This is a genomic window from Bradyrhizobium sp. BRP56, from assembly GCF_020194035.1.
In the GTDB taxonomy this organism is placed as follows: domain Bacteria; phylum Pseudomonadota; class Alphaproteobacteria; order Rhizobiales; family Xanthobacteraceae; genus Bradyrhizobium; species Bradyrhizobium australafricanum.
Genome location: NZ_JADYVV010000093.1, coordinates 1 through 13956, shown reverse-complemented (window position 1 = coordinate 13956; position 13956 = coordinate 1). Strand labels below are relative to the sequence as shown.

Here is a 13956-nt window from a genome sequence, read left to right as displayed (position 1 = left end):
ACCAACCGGAGCTGGGGACGGTAATCACAGGCTATTGCACATAAGCGTCGTCGCTTCACCTACCGGGATCGTGCAGCAGCTTAACACCGAAGACTCCAACGCCCTAAGATCGCGTACTAAGAGGGACCGGCGAATAAGGCAGTATTTGCGGCCAGCGTTTGGCGTTGAGGCCGCAAGGATAGTCGATTCCGGCCCTAAACTTTCCAACGACCGAACGCGATTTCGCTATTTTGATTGAAGCTGTCGGGCCCTTTCGATACGAGCGCTGCTAGCGATCTCAGTCTCGGCTGAGCCGACGTGAATCAAGCAATTAAAGCCGGATGCGGCCGCGCATGGCATTCGACTTTTCGATCCCAATTGCCATCGCACTCGACGAGCCGGCTTGTTTCGGACCGGCTTCGCGACAGATCAGGCACCGCCTTGAATCGGGCGCGTCAGTTCGGCTGGCGCCGCCAGGTGAACACCAGATAGAGCAGCACAGGCAGTCCGAGCCCGACCCACGAGACCGCATCCCACCAGCCGTCGCCGACCAGCGCGCTGATCAATCCGACCGCGCTCACGATCGCGATGACGAGCGGAGCGCCGAAGATCTGGGTCAATGAACGATGCGAGACCATGCTGACGTCACGACGATAATGCGGGATTGTCGATGGAGGCGGCGTTGGCGATCGCGCGTTCCTGGCTCACACCGGCCTTGCGGCGGCGCATCCACAGATACACGCCGGTCACGAGGATGAAGATGGTCAGGATGTCGAGCAGCGCCCAGACGATCTTGAGCGGCATGCCGCCATAGTCGCCGAAATGCAGCGGCTGCGAGACGAACAGGGTCGTCACATACCAAGGGCATGTCCCTTGTATCGGTCAGCTTGCCGGTTTCCGCGTCGATCAGCGCCGGCTTCAGCAGCCGCGAGGTCAATGGCGTATCGCCATGCAGGAACACGGCGTAGTGGCTCTTGCTGCTGAACAGGGTTCCCGGGAAAGCGACAAAGCTCGACGTCATGCCGGGCACCGCATGGGTGGCCACCTCGACCGCCGCATTTAGCGAGGTCAGCTTCGACGGCACCGGCCGATCCTTGTACTGCGCGGTCATTTCGGCGAGCTGGCCGAACTGCCACATCTTGAGCACGAGATCGGCCCAGGTGTTGATCACCCCGGTGAAGCCGACGACCACCGTCCAGGCGACGAGCAGGATGCCCGCGAGATTGTGGACGTCGAGCCAGCGCACGACGCGGGTCCGCTGCGCGCGGTAGGCGCCGAACGCAGCTTCCGCATCGACGGTGCATAGACGACGATCCCGGAGATGATCGCGACGCAGAACAGGACCCCCATCAATCCGAGGAACAGCTTGCCGGGCAGCCCCGCGAACATGTCGGTGTGCAGCTTCAGCATGATGTAGGTGAAGCGGCCGGTCACGTCGGGCGCATCGAGATAGGCGGCGCCGCCGGTGTGGGTGTCCATCCGGATCAAGAGGTTGTTGGTCGGATCGGCATCGATGGTCGGGCCGACGCTGACGAACATCGCGCTCGGATCGTCGCGGTCCCAGATCAGGAAGTGAGGCACCTTTCCGGGCACCTGCGCCAGCGCGTTGCCGAGCAGACGATCCAGATTGGCCGGCGGCGTGCCTGGCGGCACGTCGGCCGGCTTGACCTGGCTGTGCAGGAGATCGTCGATCTGCTCGTGGAAGATCCGCGGCAGGCCGGTGATGCAGAGCAGCAGCATGAACAACGTGCAGATGAGGCTCGTCCATTTATGGACGGCACCTCATCGCAGGGATCTGGTCGTCGCAGTCAATTTCGTTACCTAGTTTCACGTGTACTTCATTTTGCCCGCCACTGTGCGTTCATTGCCGAGGCCGCAACGCCGCAAACAGCTAGGTGGCGATGTAGGCAAACGCTGCACAAATCAGCTTGCCAGATTACGCCATCTTCGCTTCGACCAGCTGCATGGAAATCTTCAAGATGTGTAAGAGGGCTTCTAAATCAGACATGCCAATCTCTTCCATCCGAATGCGGTCGGCGTGAAGCAGCTGTCGGACGAGATCAACCAAGGAAACCGCTCTGAACTCTGTTTCTTTGGTGTAGCATTCAACACTTGCTGTGACTAATCCTCTTGGATCAAGGTTTATGGCTAGCTCTCGAGGGATCGATTCCCGAACCACCGCCAGTGGGACTTCAATTGACGTCAGCACCGTGTCCGTTCCGGCAATGCGATATCCAAGTCTGACCACTTCACCCGACCACCGGGCGCCAGTTGGTGATAGAACTTCACTGAATGGCTCAAGCGCAGGGATTTCTGCAGATTGCATGCATAGGCTTTCGTTGTTCTAGTCGTCAGGCATGGCAACCAAGATCAAGACTGCCGCTCATCAATCGCAGGGTAACTGAACCACTCGATGCAAAACGCCTGTAAGATCTGACAGGTGCGCATCAATCACGGCTGACCTATCTTGCACAGCTAGGCTTTCTTGCGTTGCAGAGGTTGAAGTGGATGCTTCATTCACAGCCCGTCGGAAGCACGCCATGCGCGTGGTCGAGCTTAAGCACCTCCGCTCGGCGGTACTGGCGCACAATCATGGCAGCTTCAGAAGGGCATCAGACCAAGTTACCGTCCGCCATTCGACGTTTAGCCGGTCGATAGCTGAACTCGAGCGCCACATCGGGATCACGCTGTTCGTCCGGTCGAGAAAAGGTGTGCAAGCAACTGTTGCAGGCAACCGATTTTTAGATCGTGCGAGCACGTTGCTAAAACAAATTGACGCGTTGCTCGAGTCGGCAAACGAAGCCCCGGATCGAAGCACCGACAGACTTTCGCTAGGTCTTTGCACCTCGTCTTCGGCTAGAAATTTGCAGTCGATCCTTGCTGACGGTCGACAGACTGAAATATCGATTGTCGAAAAGCCTTTGCAGGAACTCTATGAAAGGCTACGAAGCCGCACTGTCGATATCATCATCGTCCCAGAAATGTTGCGACCTCCGCCAGGCGCCGAGGCTCGCGCGCTTTGGCATGAGCGCGTCTTGGTCGCGTTACCGAGAAAACATGCCCTGGCGGAACATCAGAAAGTTCACTGGGCGGATCTCATCGATCACACGATCATACTTGGCAGGTCAGAACCGGTGAACGGTCTCGAGGCGTTGCTTCGATCTGAACTCGCGACCTACCGCATCTCGCCAAACATTCAGCGACACGACGCAAGCCAACAGCTGATTTACTCTCTGGTGGCTATGGGCCTCGGCGCTAGCCTTATTCCGGAATTCGACATCGGAGCCGTCGGTGACGACGTTGTTTGCCTGGAGCTACACAACTCTGAAGGCCCGATACGGATGCGCGCTTGTGCCCGGTGGCTTCCCGAGAACGATCGGCCTGCCGTTGCGCGCTTTCTTAGTCTCTTGGCGGAACGCTATCCTCCACCTCTGACAGGCGCGAACGGGCAAGACGCCGTCTTTTTGTGAACTCCCGGTCGGTCGCCATGAACCTGGCTAGCATAGGCGCGATCAGTTTCGTCGGATCTGTTCGTCGACCGGTCTCCCGCGTCAAGACCTCTGCGTACGAGATGAGATCTCGATGCACCGACGCCGGTAATTCAAGACTGACCTTGACGGGCTTGTCATCGGGCAACGTTCCGATCTTGAGCTTGGACATGATCGATCAGCCTCTGTACGGTTCGAGCACGAGATCGCGATTGACGATCACACGCACCGGAAATCCCGGGCGGACGGTCAGCGTCGGCTGAACGTTGAGGCTGCGCCGAACGACTTGCTGGCCAGTCTGATTCAACGAATCCCCCGCTCCGTGCCGCAACGCCTGAATAATCGCGCTATCATTGCCGTTCGTATCGGAGCCCGCACCGAGCTCGGTGCCAACAGCCAGCAATGTCGAGAGAGCGGCCGCCTTGAAGAGCTCCAGCCAGTGATTGTCGACATCGTCTTGGAGACCGGAATAACCCGCCGCGTCGGCACCTTGCTGTCGCTCGAGCACGATCGACCGGCCGTTCGGCATGATGAGCCGCGTCCAGACAAGCAGCACCCGGGATTGGCCGAAAGCTACCTGGCTATCGTAGGTACCGATGAGTCGCGCTCCTTGAGGAACAAGCAGGAAGCGGCCCGTCGGCGTATCATAAAGGTTCTCCGTTATCTGCGCGGTGATCGGCCCGGGGAGGTCTGAGCGAACGCCTGTGATGAGCGCTGCGGGAATCACCGAGCCGGCCTGCACGACATAAGGTGATGCCGCCTTCGTGATCCGATCCGGGCTCGTCGTGCGACGGTCGGCGGGGGCACTGACGAAGGCGAGCTTCCGGTCCTGCCCGTTCTGAGCCAATCCGTCATCACCATTGAGCGTTGTTGGGGCTGCCGTGCTGCGATCGCCTGCCTGCAATTGGGTAGCAGTCGCGGATTGGTCACGGATATTCCCCGATACGAATACACGGCTTACGCGCGCCGCTTCCGTCTCCTGATCGCGGCGCTGTTGCTCCGGATCTGGCATCGTGACCGCTGTTGCCGGCGGCAAACCACCCTGGGCCGCCAGGATTGGTCTGCCGAGATCACCAGGAAGCGGCGGACCGAGCTGCGGCACTTGGCGCTGCACCGCTGAATAGTCGCGAGGCAACGTTGTGACGCCTTCGGCAACATTGTGGTGCTCGGTGCCATAAAGCTCTCCTGATACCGGGCTAGCCTCTTTATTCTTCTGCAGTGCCCACACCACTACCACACCAATGACGGCCAATCCGAGCGCACTCCCAGTCGCCAAAACCTTCCGCGACAAGCGCGTCACGCGCGGGTATTCGGGTCTGAGTCGAAAGCCTTTCGCCAATTCCTCGGGCGTTCGTGCCTCAACTGGATGTTGGTCTCCCTGCCGATTCTCGGTGCTCACGACGAGGGCCTCCCGTCAGTCCGGACAATTCTGACCTTCTGCTGGTGCTCTTCTCCCAACCGCAATTCGGCCGCCGCGAACAGCCGATCGACAATCAGCACGTTGCTAAAGGCTCGGTAGTTGACAATCTCGGTCTTGCCGTCGGAGCCAAGCACGAACAGCGGCGGCATTTCACCTTGAACAATGCCTTGCGGAAACTCGACATAGACCTTTCGGCCATCGTCATAGGCCGCAAGCGGACGCCACGGCGGACTGTCGCCCTCGATCGCGTAACGGAACCGGCGCTGCGACGCGTCAGGCAGCGCGGGCGTTAATGGCGCCGATCTCCCCTTTCCCTGCGCTGCTTCCGGATAATACCAGGCAACGGAGGGCATGTAGGACTTTTCGCGGGCACGAAGCTCGATCAAATAGGTGCGTCGGTCGGTATTGACGACGAGGTTCGTCTCGATCGCCGCCCGGGTCGGTTTAACCAGGACATGCACGCGGCGTGTTTCGCCGCTGCCGCTTTCGGTATCACCGACCACCCAGCGCACCGTATCACCCGCGGCGATCGGCCCGCTTCCTGTCAGCTGCTCGCCTTCCTCCAAGGCGATATCGGTGATCTGTCCCGGCGCCGCATAGACCTGATAGAGCGCACCGGGACTAAAACTGTAGATCTGCGCCGCATTGAAATATCCTTTCTTGCGCGGTTCGACCCTGGCAGCGCTGTTGGCGGTTTCTATTCGGCCAACGGGCTCGGCATCTTCCTTCGTCCCGAACTTGCCGCCGAGGGTGGGCTTCCAAGACGGTGGAATATGGACGGGTCGGGCCCGATCATCCGCCGGCCCCGGAGGCGGCGGCAGCGCCGGCACATCCGCGTCGTAGGCGATTTCGGGCGGGATGAATGTTGAGCAGCCGCCCAGCAGGAGGCTGCAGGACATCACTATTGAAACGGCTCCCCTCCTGTGCGCCATAGCCTTAAGTCTCATTGCCCCAGCTCCTTCGACCAATTGATTGTGTTGACGTAGATTCCGAGCGGGTTCTTGCGCAGCTGGTCAGCGTCGTGCGGGGTTCTGATCACAACCGACAAGATTGCCGTCCAGCGTTCGGTCGAAGACAAAGCTCCGTTCTCGTAGACGCGCTGAACCCATGCCACGCGAAAGCTGTCCGGTGATGCCCGAATGACGCTCGAGACATCGATTGAGATCTGGACCTTGCCGAGCTTCGCAAACGGGTCATTGGCCCGCGCATATTCGTTGAGAGCGACAGCCCCACGGTCAGTGGTGAAGTCATAGGCCCTGAGCCAGTTTTGGCGGAGGACGATTGCATCGGACGGCAAGCTGCGAACGTCTTCGATCAAGCGAGCCAGGTGGTAAGCGAGCTGTGGATCGCTCGCCTCGTAGTCCGGATTTGCTGGCGCAACTCTCTGCGCTTGACCAAGGCGATCGACCTCAACAATCCAGGGTGTGATCGTGCCTTGCGCGGATTGCCAAATAAGACCACCGGCAAGGCCGCACGACAAGGCCAGGCAGCCGAAGGCCATCAGCCTCCAATTCCTGGCTTGAACGCGAGCTGCTCCAATGCGCTCGTCCCAGACTTGCGCTGCCTTCTGATACGGCGTCACCGGTTCAGGTGCGCGTCCGTAGTGAACTGAAGATCGTCTGAACATCATACCCTCAACACAGAATTCAGATTGTTTGACCGCAGCCGGAAGTCCGTCGGCACTCAGTGTTCTCCCTCCGAGACTTTGACGGAGCTGCCAGCTCCACCGTGATCACCGGATCGAACGGCATGACTCGCCGCGGACACGCCATGGCTGATGGTCTGGGCGCGCTTCATGCGCTGTGCCCAAGCCGGAGAATCGTCGGCGGAGCCTTGCCCCTCTGACTGTTTGCCGCCGCCAAGGACCGCTGCAGCGCGACGGAGGGGACTAGCGGCAGCGGAAAGGCCAGCCTCGGCGACGCCAGTTACGCCGCCGTTGCGGTAGGCCGCCGCGGTTCCCCTGGCGACTGCGCCGCCACCACGGGCGGCACCTGCAAGGGCGCCTCCAGCCAAACCGGCAGCGCCAGCCGCCACGCCAACACTGGCGGCGACGACGCCGCCAGCCGCAAGTCCAGTCCCTACGGCAGCACCCGCTCCAAGCTGTGGCCCGCCCGAGACAAGTCCATTGGCTATGCCAGGGCCGAAGATGCCGAGGCCCAGTAGGGATAGCGCGGCCAGAACCAACGTCATCGCATCTTCGATCGTCGGCTGACCTCCACTGAAGCCGGCTGTGAACTGTGAAAACAAGGTCGAGCCGATGCCGACGATGACAGCCAGCACCAGGACCTTGATGCCCGACGAGACGACGTTGCCCAGAACGCGCTCGGCGGCAAAAGCGGTCTTGCCAAACAGACCGAACGGAATCAGCACAAAGCCGGCCAAGGTCGTCAGCTTGAACTCGATCAGTGTGACGAACAGCTGAATGGCCAGAATAAAGAAGGCCAGCAGCACGACGACCCAGGCGAACAGAAGAACCACGATCTGGATGAAATTCTCGAAGAAGCTGATGTACCCCATCAGATTCGAGATCGAGTCGAGGATCGGTCGACCGGCATCGAGACCAACCTGCGCGATCTTTCCTGGACGGACGAAATCGGCGGCCGAAAGGCTGGTGCCGGACGCCTTTAGGCCGAGACCCGCGAAGCTCTCGAAGACGATCCGGGCGAGACTGTTCCAGTTACCGATGAGATAGGCGAAAACGCCGACAAAGAGCGTCTTCTTAACAAGTCGCGCGACGACATCATTGTCGCCGCCCCAAGCCCAAAATAGCGCAGCGAGCGTAATGTCGATTGCCACCAACGTGGTCGCGAGGTAGCCGATTTCGCTGCCGAGCAGCCCAAAACCGCCGTCGATGTAATGCGCGAAGGTTTCGAGGAATTGATCGATGACGCCAGTACCTGTCATTGAAACCCCTCGGCCGGCGTTGCCACGGATGGGTAGCCCTGCAGCATCCGGCCTTGGTCTTTCTTCGGGATCATCTCCTCGCTCAAGCCAGAAGAAGCTCTGCCAGTTCTATGACCAAAGAACCGTCTTCGGTTTTCGCTCCAGATTCTTCGGCACTGCTCAAACTCGGCTCCCTGCCCTAACGTCACAGTGCGGCAGCGCGCCAGGTCTGGTTCTGGCGGTCCGGCCTTCCACACACTCGTTTGTTTCGCAGCCGCATCGTTGCCAGACTCGCGCAATTGGATCGCGCAAGCGGCCGTTGCCAGGACTGCCATCCCGACAGCCACAACGGATGGCAACCGTTTGAAGGGACCAAGACCATCCATCAGTGGAACATCCGCACACTCGAGGACTGGTAACCCTGGCCGGGCGCTAAGAAACGTCGAAGCTGCTCACGCCCTTGATCTTGAGCCGCCGCACGCTGAGCGGATTCCAGCGCCTGAGCTCTGCTTTGTGCCGCCACCGTTGCGGTGAGATCGGCGAGTTGCTGTGCCTGGAGCGCAAGGATCTGATTACCTGCCTGCGTTGCCTGCAGCGCACCGCTCGCGCTCTGGCTTGAAGTCACCAGTGCTGTACTCTGCGCGCGATGAGTGTCGAGATTGCCGACCACGCCCGCCTGGACGCGCAGGGCGTCATGAAGCGCTGCGAGCGAGTTCTGCCACCGTGTCTGGGCACCGACAATCAGCGCGGCATTGGATTGACCGCCTGTCATCGGCGCGTAGCTCGTGGCAAAGGCACGATCAATCTGCTGCACGTCATAGGCGACGCGCTGGGCTTGGGACAAAAGCTGCTGGGTACGCTGGATCGATGACTGCAGCTGCTGAAGCGCGGAATATGGCAGACTGGCCAGGTTTTTCGCCTGATTGATCAACATCTGCGTCTGATTCTGCAGCGAAGTGATCTGGTTGTTGATCTGCTGCAGTTCGCGCGCCGCTGTCAGGACATTCTGGGCGTAGTTGCTGGGGTCAAAGACAATCACTGCATGTGCCGTATTTGCGCTGACGAGCGACAACGCAAGCATGCTGACTGCCGCGATCAATCGACGACGGTTCATCGGATCTTCTCCAGATTGGTGAGATTAGTAATGAGATCCGTGGCCCACCCGACGCCACGGTGCCGAAGCCACGACGTGACAAAGCCCTCCCGGCCATGCTCTGCGAGCAATTGGTCGATCACGACCTGATCGGACTTAGCTGAGGCCGCGGTAAAGGCGAGTGCGACCTCGCCAAGGCCGAGTTCGAACATTCGGTTGCCACGGCGAGACTGGCAGTAGTAATCCCGCTGCGGAGTCGCCCGGCTCAGAAGCTCGATCTGGCGGTCATTGAGACCAAAGCGTTGATAGATTGCCTTGATCTGTGGCTCGATTGCCCGCTCGTTCGGCAGCAATAGCCGTGTCGGACAGCTCTCGATGATGGCTGGCGCGATCTTCGACCCGTCGATGTCCGACAACGACTGAGTGGCGAACACAACGGAAGCATTCTTCTTCCGCAGCGTTTTCAGCCACTCGCGGAGCTGGCCGGCGAAATCGGCATCATCCAGCGCCAACCAACCTTCGTCGACGATGATGAGCGTCGGCCGGCCATCAAGACGGTCGCCAATCCGGTGAAAGAGATATGCGAGCACGGCGGCTGCAGCGCCGGTTCCGATCAATCCCTCGGTCTCAAAGGCCTGGATCGAGGCCTCGCCCAAGCGCTCGAACTCCGCGTCGAGCAACCGCCCGTAGGGTCCGCCCAGGCAATAGGGCTGCAAGGCGCGCTTCAGGACCGCCGACTGCAGCAGGACCGAGAGTCCAGTCAACGTCCTCTCCTGCACAGGTGCCGACGCAAGAGACGTCAGCGCCGACCACAAATGGTCTTTCGCGTCGGGCGTGATCTCAATCTTCTCCCGGGTGAGGATCGAGGCAATCCATTCCGTGGCCCAGCCTCGCTCGTTGGGATCGTCAATCCAGGCCAAAGGCTGCAACGCGACTGCCTCCTCCGGCCCGCCGGACAGCGCTCCCCCAAGGTCATGCCAATCTCCGCCCATCGCGAATGAAGCCGCCCTGATCGAACCGCCGAAATCGAACGCAAAGACCTGGGCATTGGGGTAGCGGCGGAATTGCAGCGCCATCAACGCAAGCAGAACCGACTTGCCGGCGCCGGTCGGGCCAACCACAAGGGTATGGCCGACGTCCCCGACATGCAGCGAGAAGCGGAACGGGGTCGCGCCTTCCGTCTTGCCGTAGATAAGAGGCGGTGCGTCGAAGTGGCGATCTCGCGGTTCTCCGGCCCATACGGCCGACAGTGGAATTAGATGCGCCAGATTGAGCGTCGAGATCGGCGGTTGACGAACATTGGCGTAGACATGTCCAGGCAGACTGCCGAGCCACGCCTCAACGGCGTTGACGGTCTCGACCATGCAGGTGAAGTCGCGGCCCTGGATGACCTTCTCGGCAAGACGGAGCTTTTCGTCGGCCGCGCGTGGATCGGTGTCCCAGACCGTGACCGTCGCCGTGACAAATGCCTGGCCGATTTGGTCGGATCCGAGCTCCTGAAGCGCTGCGTCGGCGTCCATCGCCTTGTTGTGGGCATCGGTATCCAGGAGTGACGATGCTTCATTGGTCATCACCTCCTTGAGAATCGCAGCGATCGACTTGCGCTTGGCAAACCACTGACGCCGGATTTTCGTCAGAAGTTTCGTGGCCTCGAGCTTGTCGAGCATGATGGCGCGGGTCGACCAACGATACGGAAACGCCAGACGATTGAGGTCGTCGAGAATTCCGGGCGTGGTCGCGGTCGGGAATCCCACGACGGTTAGAACGCGCAAGTGAAAGGCGCCCACCATCGGCTCCAGGCCGCCGGTCAGTGTCTGGTCGGCGAGAAGTGCGTCGAGATACATCGGGATTTCGGGAACACGAACCCGATGCCGGTTGGTCGAGACTGTGGAATGGAGGTAGGTGAGAGTCGCGCCATCGCCGAGCCATTCGCATTCCGGCATAAAACCTTCGACGAGCTGCAGCACGCGGTCTGTAAGGTCGATAAACGTCCGCAGAGTTTCGCGCGCGTCGGCCTGTTCGGTATGATCGCGTCCTTCGTACAGTAGCCGTTCAACGCGCGATGCGTCCTCCGGCGGCGGTAGATAGAGGAACGTCAGGAAGTAGCTTGATTCGTAGTGAGCGCTTTCCTCCTCAAATTGTGCCTGCCGCTCGGCATCGACCAATGCGGAGGCCACGTCCGGAAACGTGCTGGCGGGATAGGTCCCGGCCGAATGCCGTTGCGCTTCGACGAACACCGCCCAGCCCGAGCCCAGGCGGCGCAAGGCGTTGTTGAGACGCCCACTGACGCCGACGAGCTCGGCCGGCACAGCGCTGTCGAGATCCGGACCTCGAAACTTCGCAGTACGCTGGAATGAACCGTCCTTGTTCAGGATTACGCCATTGGCGATCAACGCCGCCCAGGGCAGGAAATCGGCAAGCCGGATACTGGTCCGACGGTACTCGTAGAGATTGATCATGGAACGAACTCAGACGCTGAGGTGCCCGGGGATACGCAGGTGCCGTCGAACGACCTCGACAAAGGCCGGATCGCGTTTGGCAGCCCACACCGCGGCCATGTGACCAACAAACCAGAGCAGAAGACCCGCCAACCAAAGGCGCAGACCAAGGCCCACCGCGGCGGCGAATGTTCCGTTCAGAATCGCGATCGACCGCGGTGCCCCGCCCAACAGGATTGGTTCGGTCAGCGCGCGATGCACGGGCGCGACAAAGCCTGCGACCGGTTCGTCCATCAGATCACCACGCCGCCACCGAAGGAGAAGAACGAAAGAAAGAAGCTCGACGCCGCAAAGGCGATCGACAGGCCGAACACAATCTGGATCAGTCTGCGAAATCCACCCGACGTATCGCCAAATGCTAGCGTCAGCCCGGTGACGATGATGATGATGACGGCCATGATCTTGGCGACCGGCCCTTCGACGGATTGCAGGATCTGGTTGAGCGGCTGTTCCCAGGGCATGTTGGAGCCGGCGGCCCAGGCTGAGGTCACAGCGATTAGAACGATGCCGGATGCGGCAGCGAAGGCCGCCCCTACCGAAAGTCGCGATCGAAAGATCATATCAGGTCTCCTGCTGATGAGAGGCTGTAGTCACCCGTCGCACCAAGCCCGGTCACGCGAGCGAGCTCGGCGAGACGCCGCTCGGCGCCTCGGCCGGACAGGACGGCAATGACGTTGATGGTCTCGGCAATCAGGGCGCGCGGGACCGTAATGACCGCTTCCTGGATGAGCTGCTCCAGCCGGCGTAGCGCACCGAGCGCGGTACCCGCATGGATCGTGCCGATGCCGCCGGGGTGACCGGTGCCCCATGCTTTGAGTAGATCGAGCGCTTCGGCGCCGCGCACCTCGCCGATCGGAATGCGATCTGGCCGCAGTCGAAGCGACGAGCGCACAAGATCGGAGAGCGAAACGATTCCGTCCTTGGTCCGAAGTGCAACCAGATTCGGCGCCCTGCACTGCAGTTCGCGGGTATCCTCGATCAGCACCACGCGATCATTGGTCTTCGCGACTTCGGCAAGCAGAGCGTTAATGAGGGTCGTTTTGCCCGTTGAGGTGCCGCCGGCGACCAGGATGTTCATCCGCGCAGACACCGCCTGTCGCAACGTGACGGCCTGATCTGACCTCATGATGCCGGAGGCCGCATATTCATCGAGCGTGAATACTGCGACCGCGGGTTTGCGGATGGCGAACGTCGGTGCGGCGACCACCGGAGGAAGCAGGCCTTCGAAACGCTCTCCGGTTTCGGGGAGCTCGGCCGAAAGTCTGGGCGCAGCGGCGTGCACCTCAGCGCCGACATGATGCGCAACCACGCGAATGATGCGCTCGCCATCTACGGCGGAGAGGCGTTCACCGGTGTCGGTCAGCCCAACTGACAGCCGGTCGATCCATAACCGGCCGTCCGGATTGAGCATGACCTCGACAACCGCGTCATCTTCCAGATAACGCGCAATCGTGGCTCCAAGCGCACTGCGCAACATCCGCGCGCCGCGGGAGATCGCTTCCGACTGAAAGGTATGGATCGCCACTGCTTGCCCCCACCGATCGAGGACAAGTCAGATCACCGTCCTCGGATGGGGATGATTAGAAAACGCACCAACTCCCTTCCTGCAATACGGCAACGGCAGTCGTCGTACTGCAGCGTAGAAAGAGAAAGACTCGGAAAGACAGGGGCCGCGTGCGATCAGATCGACTGGTTAGGAAACGAGCGAATCCGTCGCCGCACTGCAACCCACCAAAAGCGTCGGTCGTCTCTTTGCCGCTTCTTGGCTATGGCTGACGGTCTGAACGTCCACCGATAACATCAGCTTCCCGAAGCGAAGCGGATTTCCCTAGGACCAGTCGCTATCGGCAGCTTTTGACCTGTTGCTGGCAATCGACCGGCTAGGGTAACCTTGGGCGCGTTGCCGAAAACAGGGGCATCTCATGAACAGGCGGTACGGACTTGGACTTTGTGTGGCCACGCTGATCTCGGTCGCGGCATTTACGACCACTGCCATGTCTCAAGCGAAGTCTCTGAAAGATCAGTTGGTTGGCACTTGGATCTACGTATCCAGCTCCGCCACGCGTGAAGATGGCAGTGCGATTGAGAGGCCAAAGCTGCAAGGCGCTGTCACCTACACCGCCGACGGGCGCTTCCATTTCATCACTGTGCGTTCCGACGCGCCAAAGTATGCATCAGGGGACTCTGCGCGCCCTTCTGCAGATGAGGCTATGGCCATAGCTTCGGGTATTGTTGCCTACACTGGGACGTATACCGTTGAGGAGAGCACCAAGACGATTACCGTCAATATCGAGACGAGCTCATTTCCCAACTTGGTCGGAGCGCCAAATCAACGTCGGATCGTGACATCGATCACCGACAATGAGTTGAATTTCACAAATCCACGCACTCCAGCCGGCATCACGCTGGCATTGGTGTTCAAGCGGGCAAAATGACGATCCGACCGTCGTCGGCGTTTGGTCAGCTTTTGGCCGATTTTGTTGAAAAAGGCCGCGGTTGCGACTCAGAGGTACCAGTGATTCAGTCTGTTTAATTGGCAGGACTGAAGATCATGATGGGACATCGGCAAGTCGAACAGGCCGCTTTGTTCTATGA

At 60.2% G+C, this 13956-nt stretch carries 15 protein-coding genes and 1 pseudogene; 2 read left to right on the top strand and 14 right to left on the bottom strand.

Translation table 11 applies throughout. From position 1 onward, the window contains the following. Positions 1 to 434: 434 nt before the first annotated feature. The 4 genes and pseudogenes from I6F38_RS39510 to I6F38_RS39500 all read right to left on the bottom strand — a co-directional run bounded on the left by I6F38_RS39510 (position 435) and on the right by I6F38_RS39500 (position 2305). The gene (locus I6F38_RS39510; protein WP_225164201.1) at positions 435 to 617 is read right to left on the bottom strand and encodes a hypothetical protein; all 183 of its coding nucleotides are present in this window, start codon (positions 615 to 617) and stop codon (positions 435 to 437) included. Between the two features lie 7 nt (positions 618 to 624). Continuing rightward, positions 625 to 783: a hypothetical protein gene (locus I6F38_RS44135; protein ID WP_276573538.1), complete on the bottom strand. Its 159-nt coding sequence runs from the start codon at positions 781 to 783 to the stop codon at positions 625 to 627. 363 nt (positions 784 to 1146) lie between these two features. Continuing rightward, positions 1147 to 1743, bottom strand: a pseudogene (locus tag I6F38_RS44130) (PepSY domain-containing protein); the annotation flags it as partial. Between the two features lie 172 nt (positions 1744 to 1915). Next, entirely contained in the window at positions 1916 to 2305 is a 390-nt protein-coding gene (locus I6F38_RS39500) for a hypothetical protein (RefSeq protein WP_172647583.1), read from the bottom strand. Between the two features lie 214 nt (positions 2306 to 2519). Between I6F38_RS39500 and I6F38_RS39495 the strand changes: the two genes are divergently transcribed. Further along, positions 2520 to 3449 (top strand): LysR family transcriptional regulator, encoded by a 930-nt coding sequence (locus I6F38_RS39495; RefSeq protein WP_225164200.1) that lies wholly within the window; start codon positions 2520 to 2522, stop codon positions 3447 to 3449. On the opposite strand, the gene I6F38_RS39490 is transcribed toward I6F38_RS39495, so the two are convergent. The 10 genes from I6F38_RS39490 to trbB form a co-directional block, all read right to left on the bottom strand. Further along, complete coding sequence (locus tag I6F38_RS39490; RefSeq protein WP_172647581.1) at positions 3379 to 3639, bottom strand: DUF2274 domain-containing protein; 261 nt, start codon at positions 3637 to 3639, stop codon at positions 3379 to 3381. The two genes, I6F38_RS39495 and I6F38_RS39490, sit on opposite strands and share 71 nt — an antisense overlap. Before the next feature lie 6 nt (positions 3640 to 3645). Next, complete coding sequence (locus I6F38_RS39485; RefSeq protein ID WP_172647580.1) at positions 3646 to 4866, bottom strand: TrbI/VirB10 family protein; 1221 nt, start codon at positions 4864 to 4866, stop codon at positions 3646 to 3648. Next, the gene (gene trbG / locus I6F38_RS39480; protein WP_172649137.1) at positions 4863 to 5819 is read right to left on the bottom strand and encodes a P-type conjugative transfer protein TrbG; all 957 of its coding nucleotides are present in this window, start codon (positions 5817 to 5819) and stop codon (positions 4863 to 4865) included. The genes I6F38_RS39485 and trbG overlap by 4 nt, the downstream gene beginning before the upstream one ends. 11 nt (positions 5820 to 5830) lie before the next feature. Beyond that, positions 5831 to 6514, bottom strand: a complete 684-nt coding sequence (trbF, locus tag I6F38_RS39475; RefSeq protein ID WP_172649136.1) for a conjugal transfer protein TrbF — start codon at positions 6512 to 6514, stop codon at positions 5831 to 5833. A 56-nt stretch (positions 6515 to 6570) separates the two neighbouring features. Beyond that, positions 6571 to 7791, bottom strand: a complete 1221-nt coding sequence (gene trbL, locus I6F38_RS39470) for a P-type conjugative transfer protein TrbL (protein WP_194483242.1) — start codon at positions 7789 to 7791, stop codon at positions 6571 to 6573. Positions 7792 to 8155: 364 nt separating this feature from the next. Then, positions 8156 to 8884 carry a P-type conjugative transfer protein TrbJ gene (trbJ, locus tag I6F38_RS39460; protein ID WP_172647577.1) on the bottom strand — a complete coding sequence of 243 codons (729 nt, stop codon included), beginning with the start codon at positions 8882 to 8884 and terminating at the stop codon, positions 8156 to 8158. Beyond that, on the bottom strand, positions 8881 to 11322 hold the full coding sequence (gene trbE / locus I6F38_RS39455) for a conjugal transfer protein TrbE (RefSeq protein WP_172647576.1): 2442 nt from the start codon (positions 11320 to 11322) through the stop codon (positions 8881 to 8883). Before trbE ends, trbJ begins: the two co-directional genes overlap by 4 nt. 9 nt (positions 11323 to 11331) lie before the next feature. Continuing rightward, positions 11332 to 11595, bottom strand: a complete 264-nt coding sequence (locus I6F38_RS39450; protein ID WP_172647575.1) for a VirB3 family type IV secretion system protein — start codon at positions 11593 to 11595, stop codon at positions 11332 to 11334. After that, positions 11595 to 11921: a TrbC/VirB2 family protein gene (locus I6F38_RS39445; protein ID WP_172647574.1), complete on the bottom strand. Its 327-nt coding sequence runs from the start codon at positions 11919 to 11921 to the stop codon at positions 11595 to 11597. The genes I6F38_RS39450 and I6F38_RS39445 overlap by 1 nt, the downstream gene beginning before the upstream one ends. Then, positions 11918 to 12886 (bottom strand): P-type conjugative transfer ATPase TrbB, encoded by a 969-nt coding sequence (gene trbB / locus I6F38_RS39440; protein WP_225164199.1) that lies wholly within the window; start codon positions 12884 to 12886, stop codon positions 11918 to 11920. Before trbB ends, I6F38_RS39445 begins: the two co-directional genes overlap by 4 nt. 427 nt (positions 12887 to 13313) lie before the next feature. Here trbB and I6F38_RS39435 point away from each other — a divergent pair, with 427 nt between their 5' ends. Continuing rightward, positions 13314 to 13796 (top strand): lipocalin-like domain-containing protein, encoded by a 483-nt coding sequence (locus tag I6F38_RS39435; RefSeq protein WP_172647572.1) that lies wholly within the window; start codon positions 13314 to 13316, stop codon positions 13794 to 13796. Positions 13797 to 13956: the final 160 nt, after the last annotated feature.